The organism is Streptomyces sp. NBC_00659, assembly GCF_036226925.1.
Classification (GTDB): Bacteria; Actinomycetota; Actinomycetes; order Streptomycetales; family Streptomycetaceae; genus Streptomyces.
On the sequence record NZ_CP109031.1, the window covers coordinates 6165172 to 6182633 of the forward strand.

Sequence of the window (17462 nt, forward strand, 5' to 3'; positions counted from 1 at the left end):
GGAGCCAACCGGGAGAACCTGCCTTGAGTCGTGAAACTGACAGTTCGTCCTCCGGGCCCAACGGGCGCGGTGGAGCCGCGTACCCGTCGGGGACGCCGCCGTACGGCACCCCCACGCCTTCCGAGAACGGTGCCGACGCGGGCCGTGCGGCCGCCGGCAAGCCGACGGAGGAGCGCAAGACCGAGACAACCCTGACGACACGGATCCGGATCAACATCCCCGGATCGCGGCCCATCCCGCCCGTGGTCGTGCGTACACCCGTCGCCGACGCCTCGCCCGAGGGCGGCGACGGCGCGGGGACCGGTACGCCGGCGCCGCAGGGCACGAGTGCGCCCGCGGGCGCCCCCGCGACGACGGCCACCACCCCCGCCCCGTCCGCCCCCGCGCCCGTGGACCAGCCCGCGCCGGCCGAGGAGAAGACGAGCGAGTGGTTCGCGCCCCGCAAGCCCGGCACGCCCCCCAAGGGCGCAACGGGCGGCGGCTCGGCCAACGGTGCGGGCCTGCCGGGCGGTCCGGCTCCCGTCGGCACCGCGCCCTCGCCGGGCGCGGGACGTCCGGCGCCGTCCACCGGCGCCGGCCCCCTGGGCATCACCGGTGGCGTCCGGCCCGGCGGTACGAACGGTGCCGGGCTCCCCGGGGCCACCGGCGCCGGACCCGTGGCCCCCGGTCACGGCGGCGGCACGGGCTCCTTCGACGTCTCCGGGGCGCTGCGCGACACCGGCTCCTTCCCGGCCATCGGCTCGCCCGGCGGGTCCGGAACGGCCGGCGCGTCCGCGGGGTCCGGCGAACCGCGCCGCGACGACCTGCCGTACTTCTCCGAGCCCGGCCGCTCGGGCCGTGGCGGCCCGGCCGGTCCGACCGGCGGTCCTGTCACCGGCGACGGCCCGCTGCGGCCCCCGGGCGGTGCGGGCGCGGCCCCCGGCAGCCTGGCCGCACGGTCCGGTCCGGCCCCCGGCAACCGGAACACGGGCACGGGCACGGGATACTCCGGCACTCACGGCGGCCTGAGCGGCGGTCTCAGCGACGACACCGCGATCCTCACCCCGCAGAAGCCGGCACCCGACCCGGGACCCGGTGCCTACGGCGCCCCCGCGGAGAACGTCTCCGGGCACACCCTGACCAGCGGTATGCCCGTCGTGTCGCCCAGCCAGAACTTCGCGTACGACGGGGAGCCCGACAACGGCAACGGTCCCCGCTCGTACACTCCGCCGAAGCTCCCCGAGCCGGTCCGCCAGCCGTCCGCCCCGTCGAAGCCGGCGAAGAAGAAGGGCCGCAACAAGCGGGCGCTCCTCGTGGCCCTCGTCGTGGTCCTCGCCGGCGGCGCCTACGGAGCCGGCCTGCTCATGAACCACTCGGACGTGCCCAAGGGCACCACGGTGCTCGGCGTCGACATCGGCGGCGGCACCCGCGACGACGCCGTCCAGAAGCTCGACGACGCCCTCGGCCCGCGGACGGCCAAGCCGCTCACGCTGTCCGTCGACGGTGACACGGTCCAGCTCAAGCCCGACCAGGCCGGACTCCAGCTGGACAGCCAGGCCACCGTCCGCGCCGCCGCGGGCAGCGACTACAACCCGATCTCGGTGATCGGCTCGCTGTTCGGCCAGGGACGCGTGGTGGAGCCCGTGATGCCCGTCGACAAGGAGAAGCTCCAGGCCGCTCTGGAGCGCGCCGCGAGCGGCTCGGGTTCGGCGAGCGACGGCACGATCAAGTTCCAGGCCGGCAAGGCCGTCCCGGTCTACGGCAAGGCCGGCAAGGGCATCGACGTCGGACCCTCGCTGCAGGCCGTCCAGGACGCGTACCGCGCCCAGGTGGAGAGCAACACGGTCACGCCGGTGAAGGTCGCCACCACGACCCGTCAGCCCACGGTCAGCAAGGCCGAGGTGGACCGGAAGATGTCGACGTTCGCGAACGTCGCCATGTCCGCGAACATCACCGTCCAGACGGACGCGGCCCACAGCGTCTCCTTCAGCCCGCAGAAGTCCATCTGGAAGTTCCTGAGCGTCCAGCCGGTCCAGGGCAAGCTCGTCGAGCACTACGACCTCAAGGCGCTCGAGGAGCTGTACGGTCACGCCTTCGACGGTGTGACGATCACCAGGGGCGACGGCAGCGAGAAGGCCGTGAGCCCGCAGGACGTGGCCTCGGCCGTCGGCAGGGCGCTCGTCGGGAAGTCGGCCGCCGACCGCATCATCACCATCTCCACGAACCCCAGCTGAGGGGCGCAGCTCACGCGTCGAGGGCGCCCGGCCGGAACTCCACCGGCCGGGCGCCCTCGTGCCGTTCGGGGCCGCCGACCCGAGAGCCGTCCGCGGTCGCCGAACACGACAGTCGTCCGGGGCGGCCCGCCCGACCTCGTCCGGGGCACCCCCCGACCCTGTCCGAGGCGGCGGACATGACAGTGGTTCGGGCCGTCGCATGACATCTGTCATCCGCCGCCCAGGACACACCACACTGCCGCGCGCACCCCGCCCTCCACCACGATGGACGGCATGACAACGACTGCGGCGACCACCACCCCGTCGGTGGTCCGGTTCGAATCGGTGACCAAGAGCTACGGGACCGTCCGGGCCGTGGACGGGCTGACACTCGAACTCCACCCGGGCGAAACCGTCGCCCTGCTGGGCCCCAACGGCGCGGGCAAGTCGACCACGCTGGACCTGCTGCTCGGCCTCAAGAACGCCGACAGCGGCACGGTCCGGGTGTTCGGCACCGGCCCGCGCGAGGCGATCGTCGCCGGCCGGGTGGGCGCCATGCTCCAGAGCGGCGGCCTGATGGACGAGGTCACCGTCGGTGAACTGGTCAGGCTCGCCTGCGACCTGCACCCGAGGCCGTACCGCGCGAGCGAGGTCCTCGCCCGGGCGGGCATCACCCAGATCGCCGACCGCAAGGTCGACAAGCTCTCCGGCGGCCAGGCGCAGCGCGTCCGCTTCGCCCTCGCCACGGCCGGCGACAGCGACCTGATCGTCCTCGACGAACCCACCACCGGCATGGACGTCTCCGCCCGGCAGGCCTTCTGGGCCACCATGCGCGAACAGGCCGACCGGGGCCGTACGGTCCTGTTCGCCACGCACTACCTGGAGGAGGCCGACGCCATCGCGGACCGCGTGCTCGTCCTGCACCGGGGGCGGCTGCTGGCCGACGGCACGGCCGCCGAGATCAAGGCCAGGGCCGGAGCCCGCCGCGTCTCCTTCGACCTGGAGGGCACGATCGACGAGGCCCCGCTGCGCGCGCTGCCCTTCCTCACCTCGGTCACGGTGTCCAAAAGCGGCTCCGCCGCGGGGTCCGGACAGACCGTCCGTATCCAGTCCTCCGACGCGGACGCCACCGTCCACGCGCTGTACGGGCTCGGTGTCTACCCCCGCAACCTCGAAGTCGCCGGGCTCGGTCTGGAGCAGGCCTTCGTCGCCATCACCGAGGCCGAAGAGGCCGCTCGCGGAGCGGCCGAGGACGCCACCCGCACCGTCGCCGAGGAGGCCGCGTCCAAGTGAACAGTCTCATCAAGCTGGAGATCACCCGCGCCCTGCGCAACCGCAAGTTCCTGTTCTTCTCGGTCATCTACCCCTCGGCCCTGTTCCTGCTGATCGCGGGCAGCGCCGACAGCACCACGAAGGTGGACGGCACCGGCCTGACCCTGCCGACCTTCTTCATGGTCTCCATGGCCTCCTTCGGCGCCCTGACCGCCGTTCTCATGGGCAACAGCGAGCGCATCGCGAAGGAGCGGGAGAGCGGCTGGGTACGGCAGTTGAGGCTCACTCCGCTGCCGGGCCGCGGCTATGTGTTCGCCAAGACGGCGAGCGCCGCCGTGATCAGCCTGCCGTCGATCGTGATCGTCTTCGTGGTCGCCGCGGCCGTGAAGGACGTACGCCTGGACACCTGGCAGTGGTTCGCCCTCACCGGCGTGATCTGGGCCGGCAGCCTGGTCTTCGCCGCGCTCGGTGTCGCCATCGGCTACCTCGCCAGCGGGGACGCGGTCCGGCCGATCACGATGATCGTCTACTTCGGCCTGTCGATGCTCGGCGGTTTGTGGATGCCGACGACGACCTTCCCCGACTGGCTCCAGAACATCGCGAAATGGCTCCCCACCCACGCGTACGCTGCCCTGGGGCAGGCCATCGAACTGGGGAACGCCCCGCACGCGAAGGACATCGCCATCCTCGCCGTCTCCTTCGCCCTCTTCGCGGGCGGCGCGGCCTGGCTGTACCGGAAGGACACGCTGAAGGCGTGAACGCCATGACGGAAGACCCGCTGCCCGACGGAGCCCGCACGGAGCGGATCGTGAGGATGGGGGAGTCCCCGCGCAATCTCCGCGAAGCCCTGCGCAAGTCGGTGTGGATCGTCATCTGGCTGGTGTTCCTCAGCTCGCCGGTCCACGACCTCGTCTCCGGCCACCACACGCCCGCGGCCACCGCGGCCGGCTGGCTGGGTCTCGCGGCCTTCGTCGCGGTCTATCTGATGCTGGTCTTCCGGCACATGGGCAAGGCGTTCACGGGCTCCCTGGCCGTCACCCTCATGGTGCTCGCCCTCGGCGCGCTGGCCGTCGCCCTGTGCCTGATGCTCGGCGCGCCCTGGCTCGGTCTGTTCGTGTACGTCTCGGTCGCCTGCGGGACGACGCTCCCGGTGCGTGTCTCCTACTGGACGATCCCGCTGACCGCCGTCGTGATGCTCCTGGTCGGCCTGCACGGCGGCGAGGAGGACGCCCGCAACCTGGTCCTGCTCGTCGTGCTGATCGGCTTCGCCATGACGGGTGTGCGCCAGCTCGTACGGACGACGGTGGAGCTGCGCAAGGCACGGGCCACCGTCGCCCAGCTCGCCGCGAACGAGGAGCGGCTGCGGCTCGCCCGGGACCTGCACGACCTGCTCGGCCACTCGCTCTCGCTGATCACGCTGAAGAGCGAACTGGCCGGGCGGATGCTCCCCGGCCACCCCGACAAGGCGGCCCAGCAGGTCGCCGACATCGAACAGGTCAGCCGCCAGGCCCTGGTCGACGTGCGCGAGGCGGTCACCGGCTACCGAAGGCCCCGGCTGGCCGGTGAACTCGCGGGCGCCCAGGTCGCGTTGACCGCGGCCGACGTGATCGCCGACCTGCCTGGCGAACCCGACCTCGACGGCGTTCCCGAGGAGACCGAGTCCGCGCTGGCCTGGGCGCTGCGCGAGGCGGTCACCAACGTCGTACGGCACAGCGGCGCCCGGCGCTGCACCGTGGAACTCGTCCGGCGCCAGACCCTGGACGGTCCCGTGCTCGAGCTCTCGGTGGAGGACGACGGCTCGGCCGGCTCCTCCTCCGCCGCCCCCGGCAACGGTCTGACGGGACTGACCGAACGCCTGGAGAAGGCGGGCGGATCGCTGGAGGCGGGCCGGGTCCGGCACGGATTCCGGCTGGTGGCACGGGCGCCCCTGGAGGGCGGCCGGGCCTCTGTGGGCGCGTCGGAGGACCCCGTAGGATCCGGTGCATGAGCCGCACGATCAAGGTCCTGCTCGCCGAGGACCAGTCGATGGTCCGCGAAGCGCTGGCCGCCCTGCTGGGACTGGAGCCGGACATCGAGGTGGTCGCCCAGGTGGCCCGCGGCGACGAGGTCCTGGCGGCGGCCCGCGCCCACGACGTGGACGTGGCGCTCCTCGACATCGAGATGCCGGGCATGACCGGGATAGAGGCGGCGGCCGAGGTCCACAAGGAGCTCCCGGGCATCAAGCTGATCGTCCTCACCACCTTCGGCCGCCCCGGATACCTGCGCAGTGCCATGGAGTCCGGCGCCGACGCCTTCCTGGTCAAGGACGCCCCGGCCGCCCAACTCGCCGCGGCCGTACGCAAGGTGCTGGCCGGCGAGCGCGTCATCGACCCCACCCTGGCGGCGGCCGCGCTCGCCGAGGGCGCCAACCCCCTGACCGACCGCGAGCGCGAGGTCCTCCGCGCCGCCGCCGACGGCTCCACCAACGCCGAACTGGCCAAGGCCCTCCACCTCTCCCAGGGCACGGTCCGCAACTACCTCTCGACCGCGATCCAGAAACTCGCGGTACGCAACCGGGCGGAGGCGGTACGGATCGCACGGGAGAAGGGCTGGCTGTGAGCTGTACGGCCCGCGGAAGCCTCAGTTGAGCATCGCCCGTGCCGCGTGGGCCTGTTGGCGGACCCGGGACGCGGCCGGTTCGTCGACCGCGGCCACCACGTCCGCGTAGGCGTCGAGTTCGGCGGCCCCGGTCAGGAAGTCTCCCCGCTGGACCAGGAGTTGGGCCCGCTCGTAGCGCAGCCGCGCCGGGTGCGAGGGCAGTAGCAGGGAGAGCTCCACCGACCACAGGGCCACGTCGGAGCGTTCGGGCCGGGCGGCGGACCAGGCCCGGATGTTGTTCAGGACGCGCAGGACGACGTCGAGCGGGTCGGCGGGGGCGAGCATCGACGGGTCGAGCGGGGCGCCGGTCGCGCCCGCGACGAGGAGCTGCGCGTCGGAGCCGGTCAGGACGCGCCCGCCGTCGAAGGGGTCGGCGAGCACCTGCTCCTCGGGCGGTCCGAAGCCCACCACGAAGTGACCGGGCAGCGCGACCCCGTAGACCGGCGCCCCGGCCCGCCGCGCGACCTCCATCCACACCACCGAGAGCAGGATGGGCAGCCCGCGCCGCCGGCGCAGCACCGCGTGCAGCAGGGAGGACTCCAGCCGCTGGTAGTCGCCCGGTGAGCCCCGGTAGCCCAGGCGCCCGCCGAGGAGTTCGGCGAGGGCGGTGGCCCAGGACCGGGGGCTGCCCGGACGGAAGGGCAGCCGGCCCGCCAGCTCGTCCAGCAGGATCTGCGCCGCGTCCATCCCGGCGTCGTCCAGTGTCCCGTCGGCCGCGGCGCCCACCAGCAGACACAGCTCGGCCAGATCGGGCCGCTCGGCCCGCGCCTCGTCGGCGAACCGCCGCCGTACCTCGTCGGCCCGGCCGGGCCCGGGTGGCTGGGGGAAACGCATAGCCCACTCGTGCCCGGTCACGTCGATCGATACGGCTCGGCATCCGGACCGGCGTCGCCGGACACACGGTCAGCCTGGCCGCCCGCCGCCGGGGCGTCCGCCGTGCCCGTGTCCGGCCCGGGGTCCGTGGCGGGGGAGGACGCCCACCGGTAGTGGTGGTACGCGTGATGCGGGCCGAAGCCCATCCGGGCGTACAGCTCCCGCGCCCCGGTGTTGTCCGTCTCCACCTGGAGCCAGGCCGCCGAGGCACCCTCCTCCAGGGCCCGGCCGGCCAGCGCGGCCATGACGGCGGTGGCCAGGCCGCGACGGCGCTGGTCCGGGGCGACCTCCACGGCGGCGAAACCGGCCCAGCGCCCGTCCACCACGCACCGTCCGATCGCCGCCGGAGCCGCGTCCCCGGCGCCGGGCACGGTCGCGAACCACACCGAAGGGCCGCCGCCCAGTACCTTCAGGGCCACGTCGGTGACGCCCTTGCGCTGGTAGCGGCGAAGCCACGCCTCGTCGGCCGTGCGGGAGAGCGTCACCCCGGGTGCCTCCCGGTCCGCGACCGGCGCGAGGGGGCCGGTCCACAGCTCGGCGGTCACCTCACGGGTCCAGCCGCGCCCCTCCAGCTCCGCGCAGAGCAGTTCCTGGGTGCCCTCGGCACCGGTGGCGGTCTGGATGAAGGCGGGCAGGTCACGGGCCGCGTACCAGTCCCGTACGTACGTGAGCGCCCGGTCGAGCGGCACGCCCGGGTCGGCGAGCGGCAGCACGGAGTTGGCGCGCCGGGTGAACCCGCCGGCCGCCCGCAGCTCCCAGCCACCGAGCCGCTCGCTCTCCACCGGCGGCCAGGCCCGCGCGGCGACGCGCGCCAGCTCCTCGTAGGACGCCGCGGGGCCGCGCCGCCGTGCCGGGGCGGACGGCACGACCTTGGCCGCGACCAGGGAGGACTCCGCGATCCGGACACGTTCCCCGGTCCGTCGTGTGATCAGCAGCACACCGTTGTCCCATGATGTGAGAACACCGACCGTATCGGTGAACTTCTCCACCGTGTCTCCATCGTCCGTCAGGCGTCGAATCGAGACACGTTTGCCCACGTCAGCAGCGGTGACGCGGACCTCTAGGCGGCCGGCGGCAGAGAATTCCACAGGTCAGTTCACCCCTCCTGTTCGGATCAGACCCAAGAACGGAGATACTAGGGGCGGGCATCGACTACGCCGCGCTCCCGCGCGCCAGGCGGCGGAGCCTACGACAGGCCCGCCAGCGCCCTATCGAGGAGGAACGACAGCGTGACCTACGTCATCGCGCAGCCTTGTGTCGACGTCAAGGACAAGGCGTGCATCGAGGAGTGCCCGGTCGACTGCATCTACGAGGGCTCGCGGTCCTTGTACATCCACCCGGACGAATGCGTCGACTGCGGAGCCTGTGAGCCGGTGTGCCCGGTCGAGGCGATCTTCTACGAGGACGACACTCCGGAGGAGTGGAAGGACTACTACAAGGCGAACGTCGAGTTCTTCGACGAGCTCGGCTCGCCCGGCGGCGCCAGCAAGCTCGGTCTGATCGAACGCGACCACGCCTTCATCGCAGCGCTTCCGCCGCAGAACCAGTAAGCGGTCCGCCGGGTGCTCTCCCGGCGGCAGCTGGACGAGCGCCGCCTCGGTCCCGTACGGCCTGATCGTTCCGGTCGCCGTACGGGGCCGAGGCGTTTGCGCCGCCGGCCCGCGCGGTGTCCGCGCGGCAGCCCGTACCCGCGTGTACCGGCCGTACGTACGAGAAAGTGAGCCTGATCCCGTGTCCGCAGTCTCCGACCGGCTTCCCACCTTCCCCTGGGACAAGCTGGAGCCCTACAAGGCGACCGCCGCCGCTCACCCGGGCGGCATCGTCGACCTGTCCGTCGGCACCCCGGTCGACCCGGTGCCCGAGCTGATCCAGAAAGCTCTGGTCGCGGCCGCGGACTCGCCCGGCTATCCGACGGTGTGGGGCACGCCCGAGCTGCGGGACGCGCTCACGGGCTGGGTGGAACGACGGCTCGGCGCGCGGGACGTCACCCACCGGCACGTCCTGCCGATCGTCGGCTCCAAGGAACTGGTCGCCTGGCTGCCGACCCAGCTCGGTCTCGGCCCCGGCGACAAGGTCGCGTACCCCCGCCTCGCCTACCCGACGTACGAGGTCGGCGCGCGGCTCGCGCGGGCGGAACACGTGGTCTACGACGACCCGACGGAGCTGGACCCGGCGGGCCTGAAGCTGCTGTGGCTGAACTCCCCGTCGAACCCGACCGGCAAGGTCCTGTCCGCCGGTGAGCTCACCCGGATCGTCGCCTGGGCCCGCGAGCACGGCATCCTCGTCTTCTCCGACGAGTGCTACATCGAGCTGGGCTGGGAGGCCGACCCGGTCTCGGTCCTGCACCCCGACGTGTGCGGCGGCTCCTACGAGGGGATCGTCTCGGTCCACTCGCTGTCCAAGCGCTCGAACCTGGCCGGTTACCGCGCCGCGTTCCTCGCGGGCGACCCCGCCGTGCTCGGCGAACTCCTCGCGATCCGCAAGCACGGCGGCATGATGACCTCCGCGCCGACCCAGGCCGCCGTGGTCGCCGCGCTCGCGGACGACACACACGTCCACGAGCAGCGCGAGCGCTACGCGGCCCGCCGCACCGCCCTGCGCGAAGCCCTCCTGGGCCACGGATTCCGCATCGAGCACAGCGAGGCGAGCCTCTACCTCTGGGCCACCCGGGACGAGTCCTGCTGGTCCACCGTGGCGCACCTGGCCGACCTGGGCATCCTGGTGGCCCCCGGCGACTTCTACGGCGACGCGGGCGAGAAGTTCGTCCGCGTGGCCCTCACCGCCTCGGACGAGCGTGTGGCGGCCGCGGTGGAACGCCTGCGCCAGGGCCTGTCCGACAGGCCCTAGTCCGGCCGTCCGGCTACGACGACGGGGGTCCGGGGAACTCGCTTCCCCGGACCCCCGTCGCCGTACGGCACGATCCCGATCCCGAGGCCAGGCCGTGGCCCGACGGCAGGACCGGACCCAGCGGGGGGCCCTAGCCCAGCGGAAGCTGTCCGGTCGGCACGCCGCCCTTGGTCACGGCGTCCGTCGGCAGGCTGCCGGACGCCGTCTTCGCGGTGTCACCGACGAGGCCTCCGGCCTGGCCGGCCGCGGTCCCGGCCACCTTCTGCACGGCGGGCGCGGCCTTTTGGGCGGCCTTGGCGCCGGCCTTGCCCGCGGACGGCAGGGCCTTCGTGACCGTGGCGCCGCCGGACGTGCCGGCGATCGCGGGGACGTTCTGCGTCGCTCCGTCGAGCGTGGGGCCGACGTTCGCGCCGTCCAGGGCGGTCAGCCCGCCGAGGCCGGGTGCGGCCGGCAGGCCGGGCGCCGCGCAGGCGGAGCCGGCCGCGCCGACCACGGGCGCCGCTCCGGCCGCGACGAGCAGCACGACACGGGCGATCCGGCGGGTCAGGGGGAGGGACATGGTGCTCCTTAGACGGAAGAGAACGGGGAAGCGTCCTGCTCTGCCCGGCGGTCGGCCGGCCGGCTGCCGGCGGACCGCGTTCCCGGACGGCGATCGGCTGAGGTGATCGTTCCGGGCTCGGACGCAGTGACTACCGCTCGAAGTCCGCGAAGGTTGCGGTGGCCCGACGCAAAGAGTTGGCAATGCGTCGCATTATCGGTTGTGGATAAAAACGGGCAAACAATGCCCGGCCGCAGCACCGCTGGAACCCTCAGGGCCCCTTGTTCCCAAGGGATTTCACCGACGGGGAGTGAGCGTCCGAAAGCGCGCGCACATCACCGGCCCGCCGGGACAGGGTCCTCCCCAGGGGTGAGGTCCCGTACTACTGCCCGGTGACGATCCGGACCTCCTCCGAGGCCTCCCCCGGCCCCGGACCGCTCTTGTCGTCGGCCGTGCGCCACGTTCCCTCCGAGGTGCCCGCGGTCCATTCGCGTCCCGCGTACGACACCCGGTCGATGTGCAGGGCCGAGGAGTTCGCCACGGCCCAGTGCGCCAGCTCCCAGCCGCGGCGGAGCGTCCCCGACCCGGCGTCGGACCCCTCGCGCACGGGGACGGTCACGGTCCGGCCGGTGCCCCCCGTGGCGGCGGGGGAGGCCGTGGAGCCCGTAGCGCCCGAGGAAGCCGGGGAGGTCGGTGAAGCCGAGGAGGCCGGCGCCGACGACGCGGAGGAACTCTCGGCGTCCACGGTGGCGCCCGCCTCCTGGAGCACATCGCGCCCGAAGTCCCGGGCGAGCGCGGCACGCACCGGCGCCGGGCCGCCCGCCAGGGTCGCGGCCGGGCGCCCCTGGCAGGTCAGCGTGGCCGCCGCGCGGCCGGTCAGGGCGGCGGCGAGCAGCGTGGCGTCCGGCTCGTGCTTCGCGTACGCCTGCGGAAAGCCGCTGTGCTGCACCCGCTGCGCGGCGACGGTGAGCGGCAGCCGCGAGTAGCCGGGCACCTTGGCCAGGTGCTCGTAGAAGATGCCTGCCGAATACGTCGGGTCCATGATCTGTTTCCTCGTGCCCCAGCCCTGCGACGGGCGCTGCTGGAACAGACCGAGGGAGTCCCGGTCGCCGTGCCGGATGTTGCGCAGCCCCGATTCCTGGAGCGCCGTCGCGAGAGCGATGGCCACCGCCCGCTCGGGCATGCCGCGCGAGGTGCCGATCGCCGAGATCGTCGCCGCGTTCACCGCCTGTTCGGGGGTGAACTCGTACGACGCGCCGTCGCCGTTGCCGGAGACGACCTTGCACCGGGGCGCGCCCACGCCGCCCGTGAGGTACTGCACGCCGAGGTAACCCGCGACCGCGAGCAGGACCACGAGGGCCCCTCCGAAACGCAGGAGGCGACCACGGCGCCGGACAGGAGTGGGGGACGGCTCAGACACGCGTACAAGGTACTGGAGAGCGCCGCGGGCGGACCGTGGGGCTGTGGACAACGGGAGCGCGGCCGGGGGATACGACCGCATCCGGCTGCTTTCGGGGCCTTCCGGAGGGGCGCGCTAGGGTCGAGGCCATGGCCGACACCCCGCTTGACCTCACCCTCGACGCAGCCGAGCTCACCGCGGCGCTCGTCGACTTCCGCTCGGAGAGCGGCACCGAGAAGCCGCTCGCGGACGCCGTGGAGACGGCCCTGCGCGCCCTTCCGCATCTGACGGTCGACCGGTACGGCAACAACGTCGTGGCCCGCACCGAGCTGGGCCGGGCGGAGCGGGTGATCCTCGCCGGGCACATCGACACCGTGCCGATCGCGGACAACGTGCCCTCCCGCCTCGACGAGAACGGCGTGCTGTGGGGCTGCGGCACCTGCGACATGAAGTCGGGCGTCGCCGTCCAGCTCCGTATCGCGGCCACCGTCCCCGAGCCCAACCGTGACCTCACCTTCGTCTTCTACGACAACGAAGAGGTCGCCGCCCATCTGAACGGCCTGAAGCATGTGGCCGAGGCCCACCCCGAGTGGCTGCGGGGCGACTTCGCGGTCCTCCTGGAGCCCTCCGACGGACAGGTCGAGGGCGGCTGCCAGGGCACGCTGCGGGTGCTGCTGAAGACCAAGGGCGAGCGGGCCCACTCCGCCCGCAGCTGGATGGGCTCGAACGCGATCCACGCGGCCGCCCCGATCCTGGCCGTCCTGGCCGCGTACGAGCCGCGCTACCCGGTGATCGACGGCCTGGAGTACCGCGAGGGCCTGAACGCGGTGAACATCTCCGGCGGGGTCGCCGGCAACGTCATCCCCGACGAGTGCGTCGTCACCGTCAACTTCCGCTACGCGCCCGACCGCACCGAGGAGGAGGCGATCGAGCACGTCCGCGAGGTCTTCGCCGACTGCGGTGTGGCGGAGTTCGTCGTCGACGACCACAGCGGTGCCGCCCTTCCCGGTCTGTCCCACCCGGCCGCCGCCGCGTTCATCGAGGCGGTGGGGGGCACCCCGCAGCCCAAGTACGGCTGGACGGACGTCTCCCGTTTCAGCGCGCTCGGCATCCCCGCGGTCAACTACGGCCCCGGCAATCCGCACCTGGCGCACAAGCGGGACGAGCGGGTGGAAACGGCCAAGATCCTCGCGGGTGAGGAGCGGCTGCGCGACTGGCTGACCGCCTGAAGCGCGGCCCGTACCCGCCGGCTGTTCACGGCGGACATGCCCACGTCCCCCCGCCGTAACCAGCGGAGATCTACGCTGGGGCGGAACGACCTTCCCCCGCACCGGTTTCGGCCGGGGCGGGGGAGATCCGTACGCGGAGGGAGTGGACATGGCTACTGGCGACCCGAGGGGAAAGAAGCGGCCACCTGAGGAGCAGCGGCTGGGCCCGGTGCTGCGCAGGCGGAACCAGGTTCAGGCGAGCACCACGGACCAGCGGCTGCTGGACGCGGGCGGCCCCTCGGACTGGGTGCACACCGACCCCTGGCGCGTTCTGCGCATCCAGTCGGAGTTCATCGAAGGCTTCGGCACGCTGGCCGAACTCCCGGCCGCGATCAGTGTGTTCGGTTCGGCGCGGACCTCGGTCGGCTCGCCCGAGTACGACGCGGGCGTCGCCCTCGGCCGCGGCCTGGTCGACGCCGGGTTCGCGGTGATCACCGGTGGTGGACCGGGTGCCATGGAGGCGGCCAACAAGGGAGCCCTGGAGGCGAAGGGCATCTCCGTCGGTCTCGGCATCGAGCTTCCCTTCGAGCAGGGGCTGAACCAGTACGTCGACATCGGCCTGAACTTTCGGTACTTTTTTGTCCGAAAGATGATGTTTGTTAAGTATGCCCAAGGGTTTGTCGTATTGCCGGGTGGCCTCGGCACCCTCGACGAACTCTTCGAGGCGCTCACGCTGGTCCAGACCCAGAAGGTCACCCGCTTCCCCATCGTGCTGTTCGGCACGGAGTACTGGGGCGGTCTCGTGGACTGGCTCAGGAACACCCTCGTCGCCCAGGGCAAGGCGGCCGAGAAGGACTTGATGCTGTTCCACGTGACCGACGACGTGGACGAAGCGGTGGCCCTGGTGTCGAAGGAGGCCGGCCGCTAGCAGACGCCGTACGGCATACGGCGTACGGCATACGGGGCACGAGACACGGGGTGTGCGGGGCACGGGAGGGACCGGTTTCACGGCCCTCCCGTGCCCCGTACGCGCTCTGTCCGCTGTCGCTACGCCAGGCCGCGCCGGGCCACCGCCGGCGGCCGGTGCCCGGCGATCGACGCGACCATGTCCAGGACCTGACGGGTCTCCGCGACCTCGTGGACGCGGTACACCTGCGCCCCCAGCCACGCCGAGACCGCGGTCGTCGCCAGCGTCCCGACGACCCGCTCCTTGACCGGCTTGTCGAGCGTCTCGCCCACGAAGTCCTTGTTGGAGAGGGAGACGAGAACCGGCCACCCGGTGGAGACCATCTCCCCGAGCCGCCGTGTCGCCTCCAGGCTGTGCCGGGTGTTCTTCCCGAAGTCGTGTCCCGGATCGATGAGCACCGACTCGCGGGGCACCCCGAGAGCCACGGCACGCTCCGCGAGCCCCAGCGTGACCCGCAGGATGTCGGCCATCACGTCGTCGTAGGCGATCCGGTGCGGGCGCGTGCGCGGCTCCGACTCCCCGGCGTGCGTGCATACGAGCCCCACCCCGTACCGGGCGGCCACCTCGGCCAGGCGCGGGTCGACCCCGCCCCAGGCGTCGTTGAGCAGGTCGGCGCCGGCCTCGCAGACCGCCTCGCCGACCTCGTGCCGCCAGGTGTCGACGCTGATGACCACGTCGGGGAAGCGGCGGCGCACCTCGGCGACGAAGCCGACCGTCCGGCGCGCCTCCTCCTCGGCGGTGACCTCCTCACCCGGTCCCGCCTTGACCCCGCCGATGTCGATGATGGCGGCGCCCTCGGACACCGCCTGCTCCACGCGCGCGAGCGCGGGCTCGTCGCGGAAGGTGGCCCCCTGATCGTAGAAGGAGTCCGGGGTCCGGTTCACGATCGCCATGATCACCGGCTCGTGCGCGTCGAATTCGCGCCTGCCCAGCCTGAGCATCCCCTGTGACCTCTCCCAGTAAGTCGCACCGATAAGCCGCCTGCGACCTTAGCTGTCACACTCGCATGGCACGATCGGAGCCTGACACTTCTGGTGTCGGGCTGCCTTCGTCAGCACCAGTACTTTCGCGCCGACGCGACCCGCGCCGGCCCCGGAGCGTGGGGACCTCAGCGATGTTCATGTTCTTGTTCCTGGTCGTCGCCCTCGCCGTCGTGGTCGCCGCGGTGACCCTGTCCGTGGTGGGCGGCGGCGAGAGCGTGCCCCTTGCCGACGCCGAGCCCGAGCGGCTGCGCGATCCGCTGCCGTACGACCGTCCGGTGCACAAGGGTGACGTGGACGCCCTGCGTTTCGCCGTCACCGTGCGCGGCTACCGCATGGCGGACGTCGACGACGCGCTGGGCCGTCTCGGCGCCGAGATCGGCGAGCGGGACGCCCGGATCGCCGACCTGGAGGCCGCGCTCGCCGGCGCCCGCGCGGCGAGCGGCACCACCTCGCTGCGCAAGCACCCCGAGGACGAGCGGTGAGCGGGGCGCTGGCCGGACCCGACGGCGCGCTGCGCTGCCCCTGGGCGCTGTCCACCGAGGACTACGTGGCCTATCACGACGAGGAGTGGGGCCGGCCCGTCCACGGCGACGACGCCCTCTACGAGCGGCTGTGCCTGGAGGCGTTCCAATCGGGGCTGTCCTGGATCACGATCCTGCGCCGCCGCTCCGGCTTCCGCGCGGCCTTCGCGGACTTCGAGATCGCCAAGGTCGCCCTGTTCACGGAGGCCGACGAGGAGCGCCTGCTCGCCGACCCGGGGATCATCCGCAACGGCGCCAAGATCCGGGCGACCGTCGCCAACGCGCGCGTGCTGGCCGAATGGGCCCCGGGCGAGCTGGACGAGCTCATCTGGTCCTTCGCCCCCGACCACGCCTCGCGGCCGGCCCCCGAGAAGCTCTCCGACGTACCGGCCGTCACCGACGAGTCGACGGCTCTGTCCAAGGCGCTCAAGAAGCGCGGCATCCGCTTCGTGGGCCCGACGACGGCGTACGCCCTGATGCAGGCGTGCGGCCTGGTGAACGACCACCTGGCGGACTGCGTGGTGCGCGACGCCGGCTGACCGGGCCGCTCTTCCCGGGGTGCGCAGGTGTCCGCCGCGGACCACGCGAGGCCCGCGGCGAACGCCTTTCGACGGTCAGCGCCCCAGGTACTTGGGCTTCTCCTTGTTCACGAACGCCTGGACCGCGATGGCGTGGTCCTCGGAGGCACCGGCGCGGCCCTGGAGCTCGTCCTCCTTCTCCAGGGTCTCCTCCAGCGAGTGGGTGAGCCCGAAGGCGACGGACTCCTTCAGGGCGGCGTACGCCAGCGTCGGCCCGGCGGCCAGCGCCCGCGCCACCTTCTCCGCCTCGGCGCGCACCTCGCCGGCCGGAACCAGGCGGTTCGCGATGCCCAGCTCGTACGCCTCCTGGGCGCTGATGCTGCGCGGGAAGAGCAGCAGGTCGGCGGCACGGCTCGGGCCGATCACCCGGGGCAGCGTCCAGGAGATCCCCGAGTCGGCGGTCAGCGCGACTCCGGCGAAGGACGTGTTGAAGGCGGCCGTGTCGGCGACGACGCGGTAGTCGGCGGCGAGCGCGAAACCGAACCCGGCCCCGGCCGCGACACCGTTGACCCCGGCCACCACGGGCTTCGCGGCGCCGGTCAGCGCCCGCACGATGGGGTTGTAGTGCTCGCGCACGGTGCTCATCGTCCCGCCCGACCCCGACTCCCTGTCGGCGGCCAGCAGCCCGATGTGCTCCTTGAGGTCCTGGCCGACGCAGAACGCCCGGTCACCGGCCGCGGTCAGCAGGATGGCCCGTACGGCGTCGTCCGCGGCGGCGGCCTGGGCCGCGTCCCGGAAGGCGACCTTGGTCTCGACGTTCATCGCGTTCATCGCCTCGGGGCGGTTCAGCGTGATGGTCGCGAGTCCGTCGCTCACCTCGTAGAGCACGGTGTCGGCCATGGTGGGTCCCTTCCGGGGTCGCGGCTCGTCGTACCGGCCGGTACGACCTGTGTCCGATGACAGCATGGCGGAGATCACCGACGGTGGCGCGGGGCCCACATGTGACCTGCGTCAAAGATTTCCGTGCTGCTGACGTCGTTGCGGCGGCGCAGTATCGCAGCCACATCGCCGAATTGGGTGGTTTTGCTCAAGCGCGTTGCGCAAGCGATGCCGACTGATGTTGGTCATCGGGTCCTGAGATGCGGGATAATGGCCTGGAAGCAATGTGTTCGATGCCGGTGACGTGTGTCCTATGAGGGGACGTGCGTGCCCTCCGAGGGGGCCGTCGGCGACGATGAGCTGGTTTCAGGAAGGGGAACGAGCATGGCGGCCATGAAGCCGCGGACGGGCGATGGCCCGCTCGAGGTGACCAAGGAGGGGCGGGGCATCGTCATGCGCGTTCCGCTCGAAGGCGGCGGTCGGCTTGTCGTCGAGCTGACCCCTGACGAGGCTGACGCGCTCGGCGACGCCCTCAAGAAGGTCGTCGGCTGACGCGGAACGCGACCCATACCCCTTTCGGCTTCCCCGGCACCGCACATGGTGCCGGGGACGCTGTTTTTCCAGGCGT

At 72.4% G+C, this 17462-nt stretch carries 18 protein-coding genes; 12 read left to right on the forward strand and 6 right to left on the reverse strand.

The window, feature by feature from the left end; all coding sequences use genetic code 11:
* The first annotated feature begins 23 nt into the window (after positions 1-23).
* The 5 genes from OG410_RS27010 (at position 24) to OG410_RS27030 (ending at position 6062) form a co-directional block, all read left to right on the forward strand.
* Entirely contained in the window at positions 24-2213 is a 2190-nt protein-coding gene (locus tag OG410_RS27010; RefSeq protein ID WP_329301511.1) for a hypothetical protein, read from the forward strand.
* Positions 2214-2486: 273 nt separating this feature from the next.
* Positions 2487-3485, forward strand: coding sequence for an ABC transporter ATP-binding protein (locus tag OG410_RS27015; RefSeq protein ID WP_329301512.1), 999 nt, complete (start codon positions 2487-2489; stop codon positions 3483-3485).
* Entirely contained in the window at positions 3482-4222 is a 741-nt protein-coding gene (locus tag OG410_RS27020) for an ABC transporter permease (protein ID WP_328448573.1), read from the forward strand. The genes OG410_RS27015 and OG410_RS27020 overlap by 4 nt, the downstream gene beginning before the upstream one ends.
* A gap of 5 nt (positions 4223-4227) precedes the next feature.
* Complete coding sequence (locus OG410_RS27025; RefSeq protein ID WP_329304262.1) at positions 4228-5451, forward strand: sensor histidine kinase; 1224 nt, start codon at positions 4228-4230, stop codon at positions 5449-5451.
* Entirely contained in the window at positions 5448-6062 is a 615-nt protein-coding gene (locus tag OG410_RS27030; RefSeq protein WP_328448571.1) for a response regulator transcription factor, read from the forward strand. The genes OG410_RS27025 and OG410_RS27030 overlap by 4 nt, the downstream gene beginning before the upstream one ends.
* A 21-nt stretch (positions 6063-6083) precedes the next feature.
* Here OG410_RS27030 and OG410_RS27035 read toward each other — a convergent pair whose 3' ends face one another.
* The gene (locus OG410_RS27035) at positions 6084-6935 is read right to left on the reverse strand and encodes a SirB1 family protein (protein ID WP_329301513.1); all 852 of its coding nucleotides are present in this window, start codon (positions 6933-6935) and stop codon (positions 6084-6086) included.
* A 17-nt stretch (positions 6936-6952) separates the two neighbouring features.
* Entirely contained in the window at positions 6953-8062 is a 1110-nt protein-coding gene (locus OG410_RS27040) for a GNAT family N-acetyltransferase (RefSeq protein WP_329301514.1), read from the reverse strand.
* A gap of 141 nt (positions 8063-8203) precedes the next feature.
* Between OG410_RS27040 and fdxA the strand changes: the two genes are divergently transcribed.
* Together fdxA and OG410_RS27050 are read left to right on the forward strand one after the other, a co-directional pair.
* A complete protein-coding gene (gene fdxA, locus OG410_RS27045; RefSeq protein ID WP_030573070.1) occupies positions 8204-8524 on the forward strand; it encodes a ferredoxin in 321 nt (106 codons plus the stop codon).
* 181 nt (positions 8525-8705) lie between these two features.
* On the forward strand, positions 8706-9821 hold the full coding sequence (locus tag OG410_RS27050; protein ID WP_329301515.1) for a bifunctional succinyldiaminopimelate transaminase/glutamate-prephenate aminotransferase: 1116 nt from the start codon (positions 8706-8708) through the stop codon (positions 9819-9821).
* Between the two features lie 130 nt (positions 9822-9951).
* On the opposite strand, the gene OG410_RS27055 is transcribed toward OG410_RS27050, so the two are convergent.
* Positions 9952-10380 carry an ATP-binding protein gene (locus tag OG410_RS27055; RefSeq protein ID WP_329301516.1) on the reverse strand — a complete coding sequence of 143 codons (429 nt, stop codon included), beginning with the start codon at positions 10378-10380 and terminating at the stop codon, positions 9952-9954.
* A 361-nt stretch (positions 10381-10741) separates the two neighbouring features.
* On the reverse strand, positions 10742-11779 hold the full coding sequence (locus OG410_RS27060) for a heavy metal transporter (RefSeq protein WP_329301517.1): 1038 nt from the start codon (positions 11777-11779) through the stop codon (positions 10742-10744).
* Positions 11780-11907: 128 nt separating this feature from the next.
* Here OG410_RS27060 and dapE point away from each other — a divergent pair, with 128 nt between their 5' ends.
* Entirely contained in the window at positions 11908-12987 is a 1080-nt protein-coding gene (gene dapE / locus OG410_RS27065) for a succinyl-diaminopimelate desuccinylase (protein ID WP_329301518.1), read from the forward strand.
* Between the two features lie 148 nt (positions 12988-13135).
* A complete protein-coding gene (locus OG410_RS27070) occupies positions 13136-13894 on the forward strand; it encodes a TIGR00730 family Rossman fold protein (RefSeq protein WP_329301519.1) in 759 nt (252 codons plus the stop codon).
* Between the two features lie 119 nt (positions 13895-14013).
* Here the strand turns inward: OG410_RS27070 and folP are convergent, their stop codons facing one another.
* Positions 14014-14874, reverse strand: coding sequence for a dihydropteroate synthase (gene folP, locus OG410_RS27075; protein WP_329301520.1), 861 nt, complete (start codon positions 14872-14874; stop codon positions 14014-14016).
* Between the two features lie 173 nt (positions 14875-15047).
* Here folP and OG410_RS27080 point away from each other — a divergent pair, with 173 nt between their 5' ends.
* Positions 15048-15398 (forward strand): DivIVA domain-containing protein, encoded by a 351-nt coding sequence (locus OG410_RS27080; protein WP_329301521.1) that lies wholly within the window; start codon positions 15048-15050, stop codon positions 15396-15398.
* Positions 15395-15976, forward strand: coding sequence for a DNA-3-methyladenine glycosylase I (locus OG410_RS27085; RefSeq protein WP_329301522.1), 582 nt, complete (start codon positions 15395-15397; stop codon positions 15974-15976). Before OG410_RS27080 ends, OG410_RS27085 begins: the two co-directional genes overlap by 4 nt.
* Positions 15977-16051: 75 nt before the next feature.
* Here OG410_RS27085 and OG410_RS27090 read toward each other — a convergent pair whose 3' ends face one another.
* Positions 16052-16855: an enoyl-CoA hydratase/isomerase family protein gene (locus OG410_RS27090; RefSeq protein ID WP_328448552.1), complete on the reverse strand. Its 804-nt coding sequence runs from the start codon at positions 16853-16855 to the stop codon at positions 16052-16054.
* Between the two features lie 363 nt (positions 16856-17218).
* Between OG410_RS27090 and OG410_RS27095 the strand changes: the two genes are divergently transcribed.
* Positions 17219-17386 (forward strand): DUF3117 domain-containing protein, encoded by a 168-nt coding sequence (locus tag OG410_RS27095; RefSeq protein WP_003966491.1) that lies wholly within the window; start codon positions 17219-17221, stop codon positions 17384-17386.
* Positions 17387-17462: the final 76 nt, after the last annotated feature.

Bases quoted from the DNA above. Each gene is read 5' to 3' on its own strand.
- OG410_RS27035 (WP_329301513.1), bottom strand. From the start codon at position 6,935: ATGCGTTTCCCCCAGCCACCCGGGCCCGGCCGGGCCGACGAGGTACGG.
- OG410_RS27070 (WP_329301519.1), top strand. From the start codon at position 13,136: ATGGCTACTGGCGACCCGAGGGGAAAGAAGCGGCCACCTGAGGAGCAG.
- OG410_RS27025 (WP_329304262.1), top strand. From the start codon at position 4,228: ATGACGGAAGACCCGCTGCCCGACGGAGCCCGCACGGAGCGGATCGTG.
- dapE (WP_329301518.1), top strand. From the start codon at position 11,908: ATGGCCGACACCCCGCTTGACCTCACCCTCGACGCAGCCGAGCTCACC.
- folP (WP_329301520.1), bottom strand. From the start codon at position 14,874: ATGCTCAGGCTGGGCAGGCGCGAATTCGACGCGCACGAGCCGGTGATC.
- OG410_RS27055 (WP_329301516.1), bottom strand. From the start codon at position 10,380: ATGTCCCTCCCCCTGACCCGCCGGATCGCCCGTGTCGTGCTGCTCGTC.
- OG410_RS27030 (WP_328448571.1), top strand. From the start codon at position 5,448: ATGAGCCGCACGATCAAGGTCCTGCTCGCCGAGGACCAGTCGATGGTC.
- OG410_RS27080 (WP_329301521.1), top strand. From the start codon at position 15,048: ATGTTCATGTTCTTGTTCCTGGTCGTCGCCCTCGCCGTCGTGGTCGCC.
- OG410_RS27090 (WP_328448552.1), bottom strand. From the start codon at position 16,855: ATGGCCGACACCGTGCTCTACGAGGTGAGCGACGGACTCGCGACCATC.
- OG410_RS27015 (WP_329301512.1), top strand. From the start codon at position 2,487: ATGACAACGACTGCGGCGACCACCACCCCGTCGGTGGTCCGGTTCGAA.
- OG410_RS27095 (WP_003966491.1), top strand. From the start codon at position 17,219: ATGGCGGCCATGAAGCCGCGGACGGGCGATGGCCCGCTCGAGGTGACC.